The organism is Lactobacillus johnsonii (assembly GCF_014058685.1).
GTDB lineage: Bacteria > Bacillota > Bacilli > Lactobacillales > Lactobacillaceae > Lactobacillus.
The window spans coordinates 465228-482913 of record NZ_CP059055.1; the positions used below are offsets into that span (position 1 = coordinate 465228).

14 protein-coding genes and 4 pseudogenes are annotated in these 17686 nt (G+C 33.7%); 13 read left to right on the forward strand and 5 right to left on the reverse strand.

Annotated features, from left to right (window positions below):
- Positions 1 to 268: 268 nt before the first annotated feature.
- From H0I41_RS02180 to H0I41_RS02205, 6 genes and pseudogenes are all read left to right on the forward strand, one after another.
- The gene (locus H0I41_RS02180) at positions 269 to 1057 is read left to right on the forward strand and encodes a sensor histidine kinase (RefSeq protein WP_228099773.1); all 789 of its coding nucleotides are present in this window, start codon (positions 269 to 271) and stop codon (positions 1055 to 1057) included.
- Positions 1058 to 1825 (forward strand): LytR/AlgR family response regulator transcription factor, encoded by a 768-nt coding sequence (locus H0I41_RS02185; protein ID WP_135014783.1) that lies wholly within the window; start codon positions 1058 to 1060, stop codon positions 1823 to 1825.
- Positions 1826 to 1987: 162 nt separating this feature from the next.
- A pseudogene (locus H0I41_RS02190) lies at positions 1988 to 2419 on the forward strand (CoA transferase); the annotation flags it as partial.
- Positions 2420 to 2428: 9 nt separating this feature from the next.
- Positions 2429 to 2773: pseudogene (locus H0I41_RS02195) on the forward strand (NUDIX domain-containing protein); the annotation flags it as partial.
- A 171-nt stretch (positions 2774 to 2944) separates the two neighbouring features.
- Positions 2945 to 3763, forward strand: coding sequence for a helix-turn-helix domain-containing protein (locus H0I41_RS02200; RefSeq protein ID WP_135014779.1), 819 nt, complete (start codon positions 2945 to 2947; stop codon positions 3761 to 3763).
- Between the two features lie 117 nt (positions 3764 to 3880).
- Positions 3881 to 4348, forward strand: coding sequence for a hypothetical protein (locus tag H0I41_RS02205; protein ID WP_135014777.1), 468 nt, complete (start codon positions 3881 to 3883; stop codon positions 4346 to 4348).
- Positions 4349 to 4478: 130 nt separating this feature from the next.
- Here H0I41_RS02205 and H0I41_RS02210 read toward each other — a convergent pair whose 3' ends face one another.
- The 4 genes and pseudogenes from H0I41_RS02210 to H0I41_RS02225 all read right to left on the reverse strand — a co-directional run bounded on the left by H0I41_RS02210 (position 4479) and on the right by H0I41_RS02225 (position 10379).
- Entirely contained in the window at positions 4479 to 5756 is a 1278-nt protein-coding gene (locus H0I41_RS02210; RefSeq protein ID WP_182094509.1) for an ISL3-like element ISLjo2 family transposase, read from the reverse strand.
- 143 nt (positions 5757 to 5899) lie between these two features.
- Positions 5900 to 7192 carry an extracellular solute-binding protein gene (locus H0I41_RS02215; protein ID WP_011161594.1) on the reverse strand — a complete coding sequence of 431 codons (1293 nt, stop codon included), beginning with the start codon at positions 7190 to 7192 and terminating at the stop codon, positions 5900 to 5902.
- A 110-nt stretch (positions 7193 to 7302) separates the two neighbouring features.
- A complete protein-coding gene (locus tag H0I41_RS02220; RefSeq protein WP_011161595.1) occupies positions 7303 to 9228 on the reverse strand; it encodes an ABC-F family ATP-binding cassette domain-containing protein in 1926 nt (641 codons plus the stop codon).
- Between the two features lie 99 nt (positions 9229 to 9327).
- Positions 9328 to 10379, reverse strand: a pseudogene (locus H0I41_RS02225) (IS30-like element ISLjo1 family transposase).
- A gap of 218 nt (positions 10380 to 10597) precedes the next feature.
- On the opposite strand from H0I41_RS02225, the gene H0I41_RS02230 reads away from it, so the two are divergent.
- The 5 genes from H0I41_RS02230 to H0I41_RS02250 all read left to right on the forward strand — a co-directional run bounded on the left by H0I41_RS02230 (position 10598) and on the right by H0I41_RS02250 (position 13569).
- Positions 10598 to 11242, forward strand: a complete 645-nt coding sequence (locus tag H0I41_RS02230; RefSeq protein ID WP_003647732.1) for a redox-sensing transcriptional repressor Rex — start codon at positions 10598 to 10600, stop codon at positions 11240 to 11242.
- A 140-nt stretch (positions 11243 to 11382) separates the two neighbouring features.
- A complete protein-coding gene (locus H0I41_RS02235) occupies positions 11383 to 11949 on the forward strand; it encodes an LOG family protein (protein WP_135014789.1) in 567 nt (188 codons plus the stop codon).
- Positions 11891 to 12196, forward strand: coding sequence for a PTS sugar transporter subunit IIB (locus H0I41_RS02240; protein WP_011161597.1), 306 nt, complete (start codon positions 11891 to 11893; stop codon positions 12194 to 12196). Before H0I41_RS02235 ends, H0I41_RS02240 begins: the two co-directional genes overlap by 59 nt.
- A gap of 159 nt (positions 12197 to 12355) precedes the next feature.
- Positions 12356 to 12814 carry a LytTR family DNA-binding domain-containing protein gene (locus tag H0I41_RS02245; protein WP_004895701.1) on the forward strand — a complete coding sequence of 153 codons (459 nt, stop codon included), beginning with the start codon at positions 12356 to 12358 and terminating at the stop codon, positions 12812 to 12814.
- On the forward strand, positions 12811 to 13569 hold the full coding sequence (locus H0I41_RS02250; RefSeq protein WP_004896777.1) for a LiaF transmembrane domain-containing protein: 759 nt from the start codon (positions 12811 to 12813) through the stop codon (positions 13567 to 13569). The genes H0I41_RS02245 and H0I41_RS02250 overlap by 4 nt, the downstream gene beginning before the upstream one ends.
- A gap of 44 nt (positions 13570 to 13613) precedes the next feature.
- Here the strand turns inward: H0I41_RS02250 and H0I41_RS02255 are convergent.
- Positions 13614 to 14665 (reverse strand): annotated as a pseudogene (locus H0I41_RS02255) (IS30-like element ISLjo1 family transposase).
- 1024 nt (positions 14666 to 15689) lie between these two features.
- Here H0I41_RS02255 and groES point away from each other — a divergent pair.
- Together groES and groL are read left to right on the forward strand one after the other, a co-directional pair.
- Positions 15690 to 15974 (forward strand): co-chaperone GroES, encoded by a 285-nt coding sequence (groES, locus tag H0I41_RS02260; RefSeq protein ID WP_003647727.1) that lies wholly within the window; start codon positions 15690 to 15692, stop codon positions 15972 to 15974.
- Between the two features lie 30 nt (positions 15975 to 16004).
- Positions 16005 to 17636, forward strand: a complete 1632-nt coding sequence (gene groL / locus H0I41_RS02265) for a chaperonin GroEL (protein ID WP_004896780.1) — start codon at positions 16005 to 16007, stop codon at positions 17634 to 17636.
- Positions 17637 to 17686: the final 50 nt, after the last annotated feature.

A 17686-nucleotide genomic window follows, 5' to 3' on the forward strand; every position in this document is an offset into this window, starting at 1 on the left:
GAAAAGCCAGTTAAGTAAAATAGTTAGTACAATTTTATTTGCTAATTTGATTACTTATGCGGCTGATTTGTTTATACGATTAATTGGACTGTCATTTCCAATAATTACATCGTATTTTGTGCCAATAGCAGTTACTTATTATGTTTTGGTTTATTTTTTAATTAAAAGAGTAAAATTATACCAATTATTCATTAAAGAAAAAAACTATCTTCTTCTTGGATTAATTGTTTATGCATTTATAGCGCTCCATATAATTGGCTTAATAAGTATGAAAGCAAATCAAGATTTAACTGGAATTTTAATTACTGCGCTCCTTTTATTTATTCAATTTTTGTTTATGATATATGCATTCTATATTCAGAATAAGTTATTTGATAGACGATTAGAGGATAGACTTAATAAAGAAAGAGAAAATAACCTCAAGTCATATTTGAAAAACTTAGAATATAGTGAAGAAAAATTACGTAGATTTAAACATGATTATCGAAATATGTTAATAAGCTTACGTAATGCTATTAAAGAAGATAATAATGATATATTAATTAATAAGTTAGACAGATATTCAGAAAATGAATTAGATCAAGAAAATTTTGAAGAATACAAAGATTTGATAAGAGTAAAGGATCTGCAAGTTAAAAGTATTTTGATTAGCAAAATAAATGAAATTGATAGAAATAATATAAAATTTAGTTTTGAATGTGCCACTAAGATTGATAATTTAGATAAACTAGTTAATCCTTTTGATTTAAGTAGAATTATTGGAATTGCTTTTGATAATGCAATTGAAGAAAGTAAAAATAATCAAATTGGTGAAATAAATGCATATATATTTCAAAATGGAAAAACATTTACTTTTGAGATTAGAAATAAAATAAAAAATATTCCTCAACTGTCTAAAATTCAACAAACTGGTTTTTCTACTAAGAAGAATCATCAAGGATTAGGACTTTCAAATATTAATCAATTAAAACAAAAATATCCTACATTATTTGTAAATTATCGAATAAATAATAATTGGTTTATTTTTACTTTAAATATAGTTGGAGTAGATGAATAGATGAGAACTTTTAAAATCGCTATTTGTGAAGATGATAGAGATCAAAATGAACATATCAATTATATGATTAAAAAATCATGTATATTTTTATCTAGTGAACATCAAAAATTTGAGATAAGTAACACTTTTTATTCCTATGAGTCAATATTTCAGTTTATTAATTCTAGCTCTAAACTTCCTGACATTTATTTTTTAGATATTCAATTGAGTTCGAAACCAGATGATAAAAATGGAATTGAATTAGCAAATTTAATACGTAACAGGCAGAAGACCGCACAGATTATATTTATAACTACTCATGATGAATTAGCCTTATTAACTTTTGAATATCAAATAGAAGCATTGGATTATATTGTAAAAGGTAATGAAGAAGCTAAAATTCAAACTAAAATAACACAAGATTTAGAAAAATCAGCTTATAAATTAGAAGAATTTCTTGAAAAGAAAAATAATATTTTTACTTATCAAATAGGTAATAATTTTTATAGAGTAAATATAGATGACATTTATTATATTTCTACTACGCCGTTTCCGCATAGATTGAAAATTATTGCTAAAAATGAGATTAGTGAATTTACGGGTGATATTAAGAATATACAAGATAAAATACCCAGTTTTATTAAAGTTTCTCAATCTTATTTAGTTAATATGAAAAATATTACAAGTATAAATTTGAAGAAGAGATTGATTCTCTTTCCTACTGGTGAAGAAATTCAATTTGCATTTAGTGCAAAAAGAAAAATTAAAGAATATTTGATGGCTGATTAATAATTTAGGAGTGTGCGATAAGATAAAAATAAAAAAGGGTCAAATTCCATATTTAATGTCTTAAGTTAATGATATTACTATTTGGATAGGATGACTTTTTGTTTTTGCTATTTTTAACTAAAATAAATTTGAAGACAGATATTACAGAAAGTGTAAGTAAAAATGTCAGAACCAAATTATCCCCATCTAGATAAAAATAAGCCTTATCCGTTAGCTGGAATCTTGGTAATAGATTTTACCCATGTCTTATCCGGTCCAACTTGTAGTAGAATGCTCGCCGATGCTGGAGCTCGCGTTATCCATGTTGAAAGAGAAACTGGCGATGATACACGTCACATGGGACCTTATCTTGCTGACGGTTCTAGTGAATACTTTAGAATTTGCAATACTGGTAAAGAATCGATTGCCTTAGATTTAAAGAACGCCCAAGATCATGCTTTGGCAGAAAAGATGATTGCTAAAGCTGATGTAGTAGTTGAGAATTTCCGTCCTGGCGTAATGACTCGTTTAGGTTTTGATCCTGAAGAAATGGTCAAAAAGTATCCTAAATTGATTTTTGCTTCAATTTCAGGCTTTGGACAATACGGTCCTTTTGAAGCAGGTGAGACAGAACGGGATGCTGCAAAGAGAGAAGTCTTTGAAGAAGTAGGATTAAAGCCTGAATTTGATTTTGATTTTCATGAGAGTTATTCATACAAGGTCACTAGCGAAATTGAAAAGACAGTAACTCTATTTTTAGCAGAATATAAAGCTGGTCAAAAAATAAAGCGACAAGAAAGTGAAATTAGGTCGACTGAATGGTTAAATTATCAAGCTGCTCAAGAAAGAATTAGAGAGCAAAACTTTAAGGAATTTAAATCTGAAGGCTTGTCAGCAATCTTGGCTAAGGCTAATGATTATTTGGTGAGTCGTGAGGGACAGAAGGAAACACAAGTTTTGAAAAATTAGACAGAAACTTAGGATTGTTTTTAAACCAGAGAGATGGAGGCATTAACAACCAAAAGTAACTAATTAACATGAGTCAAATTAATCATCTAGGTAAAGAATTCAGTTTTCTGAATTCTTTTTTTGTTATAAAATTAACAAAAAATAAATAAAAGCGAATAAGGAGATGAGATTATGAAAATTGGACAGGCGTTAAAAGAAGAACGTCAAAAATTAGGCTTAACTCAGGAACAGATGATAAAGGGTATTATTAGCAAGGGTCATTACTCAAAAATAGAGCGTGGATTAGAAAATATTTCAATTGATACTTTATTTAGAATTATTTTGAAACACCATATTGATATCAGTGATTTTTTTAATAAAGTTAAGTATGATTACTATACGTCTGAAGATAAAAAAGCTGAAGAATTGAAGCAAAAGATGTTGTATGCTTTTAATAACAATCAAAGGGAAAAAGTAGGAATATATTTAAATGAAATCCTAGATTTAAAAGAGCATCAACTTTTTAAATATCGAACAATAATTGCTATTGCTTCTTTAGAAAATAGCTTATCTGACTTAAGTTTAGCCTTTAAAAATAAAATAGTTACTAGATTTTCAGAACATGAAAATTGGGTGGAAAATATCGGTGCATTACAATTATTTTCTGATTGTATGAAAATATTTTCTTTAGAGCAAGTAGACTATTTTCTTGGTCAATTATTAAAACATTATCAAAAGAATTCTTGTTCTGAGAGTATGAGGGAAAGAGTAGCAATTATTTGTAATAATTATCTTTGCTATTGCTATAAGCAAAAATTAGACGGAGATAATATTGAAGCTGCATTAGATTATTTAGCGAGCTTAGAAACGACTACTCATTTTTTGCTTTATCGAATTTGTCATGAGTTGTATTTTAATTTATTTAGTGGAAATACAGAAGAAGCAGCTCAAATAAAAAAATTTCTGATGAAATGTGGATATAAAAATTGTATGGAATATTGGCAAATTTAGTTGTGTATAGCACAACATAATGAATAAAAACTGAAAAAGCTGTGATAATTATAAACAACAAATGATAAATATAAATTTATTATTTGTGTAAATATTTCTAGATAGGGAAAGTGAGCTATGAAAAATAAAAAACTATTTGTGGCTACTTTTGTAGCATTATTGCTTTTCGTTGGTGGAGGAGCATGGTTTTATCATAATCAGACCACGGTTCCTGAGGAATGGGTTGGTCAAAGCCTAATGACTTTAGAAAAAGAAGATAACAGGTTAAGTAATTCTTTTTATTTAATGTTTGATAAAAATACTGCTTATATTGCCACACGCTTAGGTGGCAATGAAGAGAGCAGGTCATCAAAATTAAGTAAAGATATTTTAAATGCCTTTTCGAAGAATGGAAATACTCGACCACAAGCTGGTGAATGGATGAAATTAGGACGGGTTAAAACTGAGCAATTGAAAGATGGCTATAAAATTAAAACAAGGAAAGTAACCTTTGATTTTAAAAAGGCTTCTAATGGAGCATACCAAAGTCAAGATGGTACTTATTGGCAATTTGTCCCTAAAAAGGTGGTGGAAAATAAACAATAAAAATGGACATTAGCGATATTAATATTAACCGTATACAAAAATATGCCTGATTAGACCAAGATAGATCTAATTAGGCATATTTTTTATGGCTCTTTTGCAAATCCTGTTGATGGATAATTTTAAGAAGGAATTAAGCAGCTAAGAAATAGCTGTTTGATTCCTTTTCTTTTATAATATTTTCTTCGAGTCTAATTCTAATTAATAAATGTTTGAAATTTCTATAGCCATAAGCAGTACGTTCAATTTGTTTAATCTTACGGTTAACTCCTTCAAGACAACCATTAGAATAAGTTGAGGTAATACCGTTTAGGACACCAGAATAATTACGTTTAAAAGTTAATAGAGTTTGATGCATTTGTTTACCAACATTTTGTTTTGAATGAAGTAGATGGATAACTTTCTTTTCATCGTTATCCTGAATAGCAGTCATAAAGTCCTGCATAACCCAATAAGTATTTTCTAAGGTTTGGTCACAATCTAAACCATCTAAGACAACATGTTCCTGTGTTAGACAGTCCTTAAAATGCCAGTCGTAATAAGGAGTAGTCTTATTAAGTTTGTCATATTTCATGAGATAAAGCTTCCAAGGGGACTTTAAAAGCTTATATTCACGGCTTCTTTTATTAAATTGCTTCATGATTTGAACTCTGAAAATATTAAACGATCTAGTAAGCATTTGAACCATATGAAAACGGTCAATAACTATCTGAGCATTTGGAAATAATTCTCTAGCAACTAAAGGATAATAACAATTAAGATCCATAGTTACTGTTTTAACCATTGCACGAGCTTTAGGAGTGAACTTGTAAAAATAGCGTAGAATATCAGGTTTGAAACGAGTTCTAAGAATTTGAACAACTTTGTGAGTATCACCATCTAGACAAATAAAGTGAAGCTTTTTGCCTACGCCCTTAAATTCATCAAAAGCTAAGTGTTCAGGGAGATGATCAAAGGCATCATAGAACTTAGAAGAGCAGACTTCTAATACTCTTTGAACCGTGTTGACAGATACATTATGTTCTCTAGCAATGCTGGTCATTGAACGATCTTCAGTAAGAGCAGAAAGTATTTTTCGCTTAGAAGTGTTAGAGATATAGCAGCCTTTATTAACCAGATTAGATTGAGCCATAGATCTTTTTAAACAGTAATTGCAGAGAACACGTTGTTTTCTTAATCTGATAGTAACGGGCTTACTAGCATCAGCAGTAATGAAACGAACGTTAGAGACGTAATGACCGTTATGCTTAAGATTAGTAGAACGACAATAAGGACAAGTAGGCTGGATCAGCTCAGCTAAATATATTTTGTAAATCTTACTGTTAATATTTTCATTTGAATAATCAGAAAAAATAATGTTTTTATCTTCAATATCAAGAGTAAATTTAATATAATCATTTAAAGAGGACATAGTTTAAATCTCCATACACTTAATTGAATTGGTCGAAGAAGGATTTTAAGTAAGAGAGGACTATGGCCTCTTTTTTTACGTAAAAAAAGAATATCATAGATATTCATCAACAGGAAAAATTATACAGCCTTTTTTATGTTTAATTATTGTTTCCAGCTAGCATCAAATTTTTGCTTGGCAGTCTGAATAGCTGGATTAATATTTTTCTTCTTTTTAGCATCAGCTAAGATTGCTTGCATACTTGCTTGAACTTGGTCATAAGCAGGTGTGGCATTCTTAGTTACTGGTAAGAAGTACAAGTCTTTAGTAGTCTCAGCCAAGATTGCTGGTACTTTACTTGTATTAAGTGACTTGTAAGCTTGTGAGTTTAGGACTTGCGTATTAACTGGTATATAGCCGGTAGTTTTAGTCCAGTAGAATTGTTCTTTCTTACTGGTTAAGAATTTTAGATACTTGAAGGCAGCTGACTTTTGTCTAGCGCTAGCCTGGTTAAACATATAAATATCAGTTCCTTGTTGCGCATTAACCTTGCTTGGACGAGGGGCAATGCCAAATTGATATTCTTTCTTCAAGCCTTGTTTTAGATATGCTTCATTAGCAGTTGAACCGATAAACATTGCTACCTTACCAGAATTAAATGGGGTAGACATATATTTTTCAGTACCAGCTTGCATGAAGTAGCCCTTACGAACCCCATCAGCGTAGTAGTCAATTACTTCTTTTGAATCTTTACCAGAAAAGTTAATCTTCTTAGTAAAGTTGATGCCTTTTTCCTTCATCCCCAACATATAGTAATTGTTTAAAGCATCAAAACCAGCCCCAGTTACTTGATGGTCACTCTTTTGATAGATCTTTTCAGAAGCAGACTTAAGCTCGCCCATTGTTTGCGGAACTTTGAGATTATATTGATCTAGTAAAGTCTTATTATAGAAAAGTACTTCAACTGACTTATTAAATGGGACTCCGTATTGAGTATTGTTAATTTTTGCGCCGTTCCAAAGTGCTTGCTTAATATTACTTTTAGCATAGGAGCCCCAGCCAAGGTCATCATTTTTAACATAAGGAGTGAGGTCAACTAGCATTTTTTGCTTAGCGGCATTATACAACCATCCTGGATAAGCCTGGGTGATAGTCGGCAAATTATCAGGTGATTGCATTGTTGAGGAAAGCTTAGACTGAAGATCCGCATAATTACCGCCTTGGCTTTCAAGCTTGATCTTGATTTTTGGATTTTCTTTTTCAAAGTCCGCAGTCATCTTCTTGAGGGCTTTTTCAGAAGAACCGGTTAATGAATACCAAAAAGTTACCGTAGTATTCTTGGTAATCTTAGTCGGAATTTTGCTACTAGACTCCTTAGTTTGAGTCTTAGAGCATCCAACTGCTAAAAGTGCCGTTCCAATTGCGGCAAGAGTTAACATCTTTTTTCTAAATTTCATTTTTCTTCTCCCGTCAATTCATTTTGACAGGTACTATTTTAACATGAATTTAAAATTAGCCGAAAATTTTTAAAATAATAAAAAACCATCCCTCATCGGATGGTCAAAAATTATTCAAATTCATCTAGTGCTTCTAAAGCATTTTCCCAGTCAGTATTTGCTTGATTTAGTTGCTCTTGAACAGCAGATAATTTTTCTTGAAGAGGTCCAAGCTTTTCAAAAGAAGCAGCAATATCTGGATTAGCCATTTCAGTTTGAATCTCTTGTTCTTCATTTTCTAATTTTTCAATTCTAGCTTCTGCATCACTAACAGCGCGTTCTAACTTACGTTTTTGTGAATCATGAGCCTTTTGCTCTTGATAGGAAAGTTTACCCTGATTTTGATTAGCACTAGTAGTACTTTCAGTTTGTTCAGCTTTTGCTTCTTGAACAGCAGCAGCTTGTTTAGCTTTTTCATCTAAGTAGTAAGAATAATTACCATTGTAGATCTTAGCGTGACCATCGCGAACTGAAATAATCTTATTAGCTAACTCGTTAATAAAGTAACGGTCGTGAGAAACAAAGAGCAATGTGCCATCATAATTATCTAAAGCTTGTTCAAGCACTTCTTTTGCTTCAATATCTAAGTGGTTAGTTGGCTCGTCCATTAGCAAGAAGTTGTCTTTTTCAAGAGACAAAACAGTTAAGGTTAAACGAGCTTTTTGTCCACCAGATAATTGGCCAACTGTCTTATCAATATCTTCAGCAGTAAATAAGAAGGAAGCTAAGATTGAGCGAACGTCTTTTTCTGGCATGGTCTTGTGACGATCCCAAATGGTATCAAGAACTGTCTTTGAAGGATCAAGGCTTTGAAGTTCTTGGTCGTAGTAACCAATATCTAAGCTAGCACCATACTTAATTGAACCATCCTTAGGTTCAAGTTTTTTCATAATTGTTTTAAGTAGGGTAGACTTACCAATTCCGTTTGGTCCGATAATTGCAACACGGTCATTTTTATTAACTTGAAAATCAATGTCAGAAACCATTGTTTTATCTGGATAACCGATAGTTAAGTCTTTGGCAATTAAGACTTCTTTTCCTGAAGGACGGTCACTAGTAAAGTTAATACGAACTTTTTGCTTGTGCTTAGGTGGCTTAATTCGCTCCATCTTGTCTAAAGCCTTACGTCTACTCTGAGCACGTTTAGTAGTCGAAGCACGAACTAAGTTCTTTTGAATGAACTCTTCTTCTTTTTTGATTTTTTCTTGTTGCTTCTCATAAGCAGCTTCTTGCTGGTTATTCATCAATTCACGTTCTTTAACGTATTGGCTATAGTTACCCTTAAAAGTAGTTAGTTTTCCAAAGTTTAATTCAAAGATTTGGTTAGCTAAGTGATCTAAGAAGTATTGGTCGTGAGAAACAGTGATAATTGCGCCTTGATAGTTCTTCAAAAATGCTTCTAACCAATCTAAAGTATCTAAGTCAAGATAGTTAGTAGGTTCGTCTAGCAAGAGAACTGGTGGCTTTTGCAACAGTAATTTCACAAAAGCAAGGCGTGTTTTTTCACCACCAGAAAGAGTTCCAATGACTTTCTGCCAGGTATTTTCTTTAAAATTGAAACCATTAAGAATACTCTTAATTTCAGCTTGATAAGTAAAGCCGCCTTCTTGTTCAAAGTCGTATGCAAGCTGGTCATAGCGCTTGAGCAGGTCTTCATCTTCAGGATGTTCAGCAATTTGTTCCTGCATTTTGGTAATGCGTTTATTTTTTTCAATTAAATTATCAAACACAGTAAGCATTTCATCCCAGATAGTCTTGTTTTCATCAAGGGCATTTTCCTGGGCAATGTAGCCGACTTTTAATCCCTTATTAATGGTAAATTGGCCGCTAGTTGGTTCTTGCTGACCAGTCATAATCTTTAATAAGGTAGTTTTTCCAGCTCCGTTAGGACCAACCAGACCAATTCTGGCATTATCAGGAACAGAAAAAGAAATGTTACTGAAAATAGTATTGCCTCCAAAACGTTGTTCGAGGTCTTGAGCTTGTGCAATAATCATAATAATTTTCTCCTAGAGCTTATTTTAACATAGCAAATGTTTTAAATTTTATGAAAATATTATCTTCGCAAATTGCAATAATAAATTGAACACTTTTAGTTAAGCTGCTTGATAGATTAGATCTAATTCTCTTTCAAAGATTTCATCTGGTGTATGATAGGCCAGTATCTTTCTTGGCAAAGAATTGCACCAGGTTTCAATATTAATGATGTCTTGTAAAGAATAGTTAGCTATTGCTTCTCCCTTAGGAATGAATCTGCGAATAAGACCATTGTGTCTTTCAACTGTTCCCTTATCACAAGAAGTGTAAGGATGGGCACATAGTAAACCAGTGTATTGGATACTTTTTCTAGGTTGGAAAGATCTGCAAACTCTGAGCCATTATCAGTGGTAATGGTTTTAAAAATATCATTCCAATGTTCGCTGTATTGCCTTTGGAGTTCTTTAAAGGCCTGCATGACACTGACAGAAGTCTTGTCAGGAATACGAAGAATTAAAAACTCACGACTCATACGCTCAGATAAGGTTAGCAGTACCTCATCATCTTTGCTCTTATGTCCGAGAACTAAATCGCATTCCCAATGACCGAATTCATTACGTTTATTGATCTCTTTAGGACGTTCTTCAATGCTTCTGCCAAGTTTTTTCTTATTTTTGCGAATACGATGAAGCTTAGTATTGCGTTTAAGCTTCTCTGGCAAGTCGTAATTATAAATTCCTAATAAGCCTTGATCAACGTAATTATAAAGAGTTTTGGTGCAGACAACATCGCTGCTAGCGAATTCGCCAACAGCAGTAGCACGATTACTGCACACATCAAGCGACCAGCCATCTTTAAAAAAATGCTTGTGGACATAGCGCATGAATTGAGCTTTCCTGAGAAAGTCTGATTTGCGCCCACAATTTTTACGATGAGCTTTATATGCATCATGCCCTTGAGTAGCCTTATATTTTTTGACTTTACCATGATACAGTTTTACAGTGCCACGCTTAACCTCATAGCTGATAGTAGAAGGAGAACAGTTAAGTTCACGGGCAATTGCACGCAAAGAATAGCCATCTTTCAAACGCAATTGAATAATAACTCGCTCTTCAAATGATAAATGCTTGCCTTTAACGTGCTGGTTCATGGTAGAATGTAAAGAGTCCATTTTGACCTCCAATAGAAAGTTTTTGTGGTTATTAACATTCTATCAAACAGGTCCGAATGGACTTTTTATTTTTTATCAAGTGTTCAATTTAATTTTACAATCAGCGAAAATATTATCTTTGTGAAAATTGTTTCTTGATTTATCCTTGAAGAATGCCTATTATTAGTTTGATTAGTAAATATTTCACATTTTTATTTTATGAAAGAAAGAGGCCTCTCATGGATGAAATTAAGATTCCTAAGGCTACCGCTAGACGCTTGCCACTTTATTACCGCTATTTGATATTTTTGAATGATGAAGGAAAAGAAAAAGTATCTTCAACTGAACTTGCTGAAGCTGTTCAGGTAGACAGTGCTTCAATTCGTCGAGACTTTTCTTATTTTGGTGCTTTAGGTAAGCGTGGATACGGTTATGACGTTAAGAACTTACTTAATTTCTTTAAAAAGATTTTAAATCAAGATACCTTGACCAATGTTGCCTTGGTTGGTGTTGGTAACATGGGTCATGCGCTTTTAAATTATAACTTTAAGCGTACTAATAATATCAGAATTAGTGCCGCTTTTGACATTAATCCTGAAATTACTGGGACAATTATGTCAGGTGTGCCCGTTTATGACATGAGTGAGATGAAGAAGCAATTGCGTGAACAACAGATTACCATTGCTATTCTCTGTGTTCCCCAAACTGCCGCCCAAAAGACAGCTAATGAAATGTTTGATGCTGGAATTAAGGGAATTATGAACTTCACGCCGCTTCGTTTATCTGCTCCATCTAGTGTTCGGGTTCAAAATGTTGACTTAGCAACTGAACTGCAAACTTTAATTTACTTTTTGGACTCAGATAAAGATAAGAACAAAAAATAATTTACTATAATATAGTCCTTTTGCACAAGTTTAGGTAGGCTTGTGTATTTTTTATGCGCTTTTATTTGTAATTAAAGAGAAAATAATTTTAAGATAGATGAGCGTAGAAAAATTAATGAGATAGAAATCAGGTAGATAAAATGATTAAAAAACTTGCAGTATACTGTGGTGCCAGGGCTGGTAATCGTCCTGAATACATTAAGGCTGCCTATAATTTTGGTAAGAAAATGGCCGACCACCAAATTGAATTAGTTTATGGTGGCGGAAAGTTCGGCTTAATGCGGGCAGTTGCAGACGGTGTTTTAGAAAATGGTGGTATCGTCCACGGCATTATTACTGAAGAATTAAAAGATCGCGGAGCTTCTTATGATAAAGTACAGGATTTCCGTGTGGTTCCCAATATGGATAAGCGAAAAGATACCATGATGAATCTAGCAGATGGAATGGTAGCTTTACCTGGAAGTATTGGAACTTTAGAAGAAATAAGTCAGGCTATTTCTTGGACTGCAATTGGTGACAATACTAAGCCCGTAGCTTTTTATAATTATGAAGGTTTCTATGATTATTTAGATAAACTCCTTAAGCGGATGAATCAAGATGATTTTTTAGAGAATATCTATTTAGACGCAATTTATTTTGGAACTGATTTTGATAAAATTCTACAGTTTATGGAAGACTATCAAGCACCTGCTTATCGGAAGTATTAATAAAAGATCGACTAAAGTAGAGAAAAAGTATGAAATTAAGACTGTTTTAGGCGCTCAAGTAGAAGATATTATTGAAAAAGATGCACCAGATTGCATTTTAATTGGACCGCAAATTAAATACATGGAAGATCAACTTAAGGCGGATGCAAATAAGCACGATATACCCTTAGAAGCAATTGGGATGCAAGATTATGGCACAATGAATGGTAAAAATGTAATTGCCCAAGCTGAGCGATTACTAGGATAAAAACTGGTAGAAGTATGAAACAAAATCCCTCTCTTGATTCATACTTCTTTTTTTGACCACTTAGAACTATAAAATGACCGCTTAGTTAACTTCACTAGATTTTAATCTTACATTCATGTTTAATATAATTATCGAAAATGAAACAAGGAAGTGAGAATTGTGAAAGTTAAGCTTGAACTTGATCCGGATCAGAAGGAAACAGAAATAACCATTCATGCTGGTCAGTTAACACCTGAAATAGAAAGAATTTATCAACAACTTCAAATGGATTCAGATCATCCTGACCAAATTGAAGGAATGATGGACAACACTTCCTACTATTTAAGTATTAATGATATTTTGTTTTTTGAAACAGATGCTAAGCAAGTAATGGCGCACACGACTAGGAATGCATATTTTGTTAAATATAAATTATATGAATTAGAAAACTTATTAGGTGGACAGTTCATGCGAATATCAAAATCGACAATTTTAAATTTAGATCAGATTTATGCTATTACTAAATCGATCTCTAATTGTCAGATTAAATTTCATGATTCATATAAGACAGTCTATGTTTCTAGACGATATTATCGAGATTTAAATGATAGATTAAAAGAGAGAAGGGCATTATCATGAGAAAGGCCAGTTTTGGAAGGATTCTTTGGGGCTTAGGCCTGCTTGCAGCAGCAGCGTTTTTAGTGTTAGACCAGTTGCATTTAATTCCAGTAGAGTTAGGATTCTGGACAATTTTTTGGACTGTAGTATTTGCGGCAACATTAATTACTTCCTTAATTAATAGAAGTTTAGGTGGAACAATTTTTTCAATTGCATTTTTATTAATTATCTATGCAAAGCCTCTTCACATTGAAAGTATTGTTCCTTGGACAGTGCTTTTAGCAGCATTTTTAGTTTGGGGAGGTTTAAGATTAATCTTCAAAAAAAGTTGGAAGCCAACTGTAATTATTAATGGTGAAAAAGTCAGTACTAATTGGTCTGACTTAAAGGCACCTCATAAATTTAAGGCTGAACATGTATTTTCTGATACAACAAGTTCAGATAATGGTGACAATATTGTAATTAGCGAAAAAATGTCTTCTACTTCACGTTATGTTCATTCACAGCATTTAGAGACAGTAACGATAAATGTTTCAATGGGAGACGTTAATGTCTATCTTGATTCAGCAAAACCAGCTGGGGATGAAGTGATTGCTAACGTGAATATGTCAATGGGAGATTTAACCTTCTACATTCCAACGTCTTGGCGGGTGGATAATCAATTAAATCAAGGATTCAATGATATTACTATTGATGGTGATCAACCAGCAGAGGGTCCAACCTTAGTGCTTCAAGGCCGCGCCAATATGGGAGATATTACTGTTAAGAGAGTTTAATATATTATTGTCGCAAATTGCAATAATAAATTGAACACTTTTAGTTAAGCTGCTTGATAGATTAGATCTAATTCTCTTTCAAAGATTTCATCTGGTGTATGATAGGCCAGTATCTTTCTTGGCAAAGAATTGCACCAGGTTTCAATATTAATGATGTCTTGTAAAGAATAGTTAGCTATTGCTTCTCCCTTAGGAATGAATCTGCGAATAAGACCATTGTGTCTTTCAACTGTTCCCTTATCACAAGAAGTGTAAGGATGGGCACATAGTAAACCAGTGTATTGGATACTTTTTCTAGGTTGGAAAGATCTGCAAACTCTGAGCCATTATCAGTGGTAATGGTTTTAAAAATATCATTCCAATGTTCGCTGTATTGCCTTTGGAGTTCTTTAAAGGCCTGCATGACACTGACAGAAGTCTTGTCAGGAATACGAAGAATTAAAAACTCACGACTCATACGCTCAGATAAGGTTAGCAGTACCTCATCATCTTTGCTCTTATGTCCGAGAACTAAATCGCATTCCCAATGACCGAATTCATTACGTTTATTGATCTCTTTAGGACGTTCTTCAATGCTTCTGCCAAGTTTTTTCTTATTTTTGCGAATACGATGAAGCTTAGTATTGCGTTTAAGCTTCTCTGGCAAGTCGTAATTATAAATTCCTAATAAGCCTTGATCAACGTAATTATAAAGAGTTTTGGTGCAGACAACATCGCTGCTAGCGAATTCGCCAACAGCAGTAGCACGATTACTGCACACATCAAGCGACCAGCCATCTTTAAAAAAATGCTTGTGGACATAGCGCATGAATTGAGCTTTCCTGAGAAAGTCTGATTTGCGCCCACAATTTTTACGATGAGCTTTATATGCATCATGCCCTTGAGTAGCCTTATATTTTTTGACTTTACCATGATACAGTTTTACAGTGCCACGCTTAACCTCATAGCTGATAGTAGAAGGAGAACAGTTAAGTTCACGGGCAATTGCACGCAAAGAATAGCCATCTTTCAAACGCAATTGAATAATAACTCGCTCTTCAAATGATAAATGCTTGCCTTTAACGTGCTGGTTCATGGTAGAATGTAAAGAGTCCATTTTGACCTCCAATAGAAAGTTTTTGTGGTTATTAACATTCTATCAAACAGGTCCGAATGGACTTTTTATTTTTTATCAAGTGTTCAATTTAATTTTACAATCAGCGAATATATTATTGTTTCAATTTAAATAAAAAAGAAGTAAACTATTATAGCAAAAAAGAGAGTTACTGGTAATAGCTCTCAAATCACAAGCCGCTAAAATGCGGTGGCAAGATTAATAACAAACTAAAAGTCGCTATCAACTCCGCCAAAAGTTATCAAGCGGCTTTTTAGTTTGCTCTATTTTCTCTTCCACAAATCGTGGATAGTCTTTACTAGTTTCTCTATAGCTTTTACAAGCTTTTGTGCATTGTTTACTAGTTTTATTAAAGCTAGAAATTGAACTTATAAATGTAATGCTGTAAACTATTTATAGCATAAAAAAGAGAGCTACTACCAATAGCTCTCTCAAATCACAAGCCGCTAAAAGTGCGGTGGCAAATATTGATGCAAACAAAAAAGTCGCTAGCAACTCTGCCAAAAGTTATTGAGCGGCTTTTTCATTTGCTCTATTTTCTCTTCCACAAATCGTGGATAGACTTTATCAGTCTTTTTACAGCTTGCGCCAACTTGTCTGCATCGCTTACTAGTTTTATTAAAGCTAGAACAATACAGTCTAAGAAACCAATAAAGGCAAGGACAGCTCCAAAAATGGCTGTCATGAAGCAAATTGTACCTCCTTTCAGTAAGAATCTGTACAATAGTAATTACACCATTGGCATCATCTCCTCAAACGAAAGTACCACCGCATATTTAACTTTTTGTGCGTGTTTAATTTTATCAAAAATTACCAAAATTAATCTACATTTATGAGTAAATTAGCACTTTTTAGCACTCTGATGATAAAAGTGCTAATTTTTGCGTCTAAATACTTGCTTTTCTTTTATAAACAATGTACTATCGTAATTGTAAGTTAGCACTTATAATATATGAGTGCTAAGTAATATAATTATAGATTTAAATTATGTACAGGAGGGACTAACGTGTTACAACCAATCGGTGATCGCGTGATCGTTAAAGTAAAAGACGAAGAAGAAGAAAAAGTTGGAGGCATTGTCCTGGCTTCTAACGCTAAAGAAAAGCCTCAAATGGGCGAAATTATTGCCGTAGGAAATGGTAAGCGCAACGCAAATGGCGACTTAATTCCTATGTCAGTTGCAAAAGGTGAAACTGTATTCTTTGATAAATACTCTGGCACTAACTTGAAGTACGAAGGCGAAAAGTACTTAGTTCTTCGTGAAAGCGACTTATTAGCTGTCGTTAAGTAATAAAATTTGAAATAAAAGGTGGCATATAATATGGCTAAAGAGATTAAATTTTCTGAAAATGCAAGACACTCATTATTAAAAGGTGTTGATAAATTAGCAGATACTGTTAAGACAACTTTAGGACCTAAGGGTAGAAATGTTGTTTTGGAAAAGAGTTATGGTGCTCCTGACATTACTAACGATGGTGTTACTATCGCCAAGAGTATTGAATTAGAAAACCATTTTGAAAATATGGGTGCAAAGCTTGTTTCTGAAGCTGCACAAAAGACTAACGACATTGCTGGTGACGGTACTACTACTGCTACTGTTTTAACTCAAGCAATCGTTCGTGAAGGTATGAAGAACGTTACTGCTGGTGCAAACCCTGTTGGTATTCGTCGCGGTATTGAAACTGCTACTAAGGCAGCTGTTGACGAATTACACAAGATTAGCCACAAGGTAAGTACTAAGGACGAAATTGCTCAAGTTGCTTCTGTTTCATCAGCTTCAACTGAAGTTGGTAACTTAATCGCTGACGCAATGGAAAAAGTTGGTCACGATGGTGTTATTACTATCGAAGAATCAAAGGGTATTGATACTGAACTTTCAGTAGTTGAAGGTATGCAATTCGATCGTGGTTACTTATCACAATACATGGTAACTGACAATGACAAGATGGAAGCAGACTTAGACAACCCTTACATTTTGATTACTGACAAGAAGATTTCTAACATTCAAGATATCTTGCCATTATTACAAGAAATCGTTCAACAAGGTAAGAGCTTATTAATCATTGCTGATGATGTTGATGGTGAAGCTCTTCCAACTCTTGTTTTGAACAAGATCCGTGGTACGTTCAACGTTGTTGCTGTTAAGGCTCCTGGCTTTGGTGACCGTCGTAAGGCAATGCTTGAAGATATCGCTATCTTAACTGGTGGTACTGTAATTTCTTCAGACTTAGGTCTTGAATTAAAGGACACTAAGATTGATCAATTAGGTAAGGCTGGCAAAGTTACTGTAACCAAGGATTCAACTACTATTGTTGAAGGTGCTGGTTCTAAGGAAGCTATTGCAGAACGTGTAGACCAAATCAAGAAGCAAATTGCTGACACTACTTCAGACTTTGACCGTGAAAAATTACAAGAACGTCTTGCTAAACTTGCTGGTGGTGTTGCTGTCATCAAGGTTGGTGCTGCTACTGAAACCGAATTAAAGGAAAGAAAGTACAGAATCGAAGACGCTTTGAACGCAACCCGTGCTGCTGTTGAAGAAGGTTACGTTGCTGGTGGTGGTACTGCATTAGTTGATGTTATGAAGTCCATCCAAGGCACTGTTAAGGGTGACAGCGAAGACGCAGAAACTGGTGTTAAGATTGTTATGAAAGCTTTAGGCGCTCCTGTACGTCAAATTGCTGAAAACGCTGGTAAAGATGGTGCTGTTATCTTAGATCACTTAGAACATGAAGACCCAGAAGTTGGTTACAATGCTGCAACTAACAAGTGGGAAAACATGGTTAAGGCTGGTATTATCGACCCAACTAAGGTAACTCGTTCAGCACTTCAAAATGCTGCTTCAATTGCTGCCTTGTTATTAACTACTGAAGCTGTTGTTGCTGACGCTCCAGAAGATGACAAGAACCAAGCTCCTGCAGCTCCAAACCCAGGTATGGGTATGGGAATGTAATTTAGAAACTAATTACATTTACTAATTTAATAAATTGATAAAACACTCCA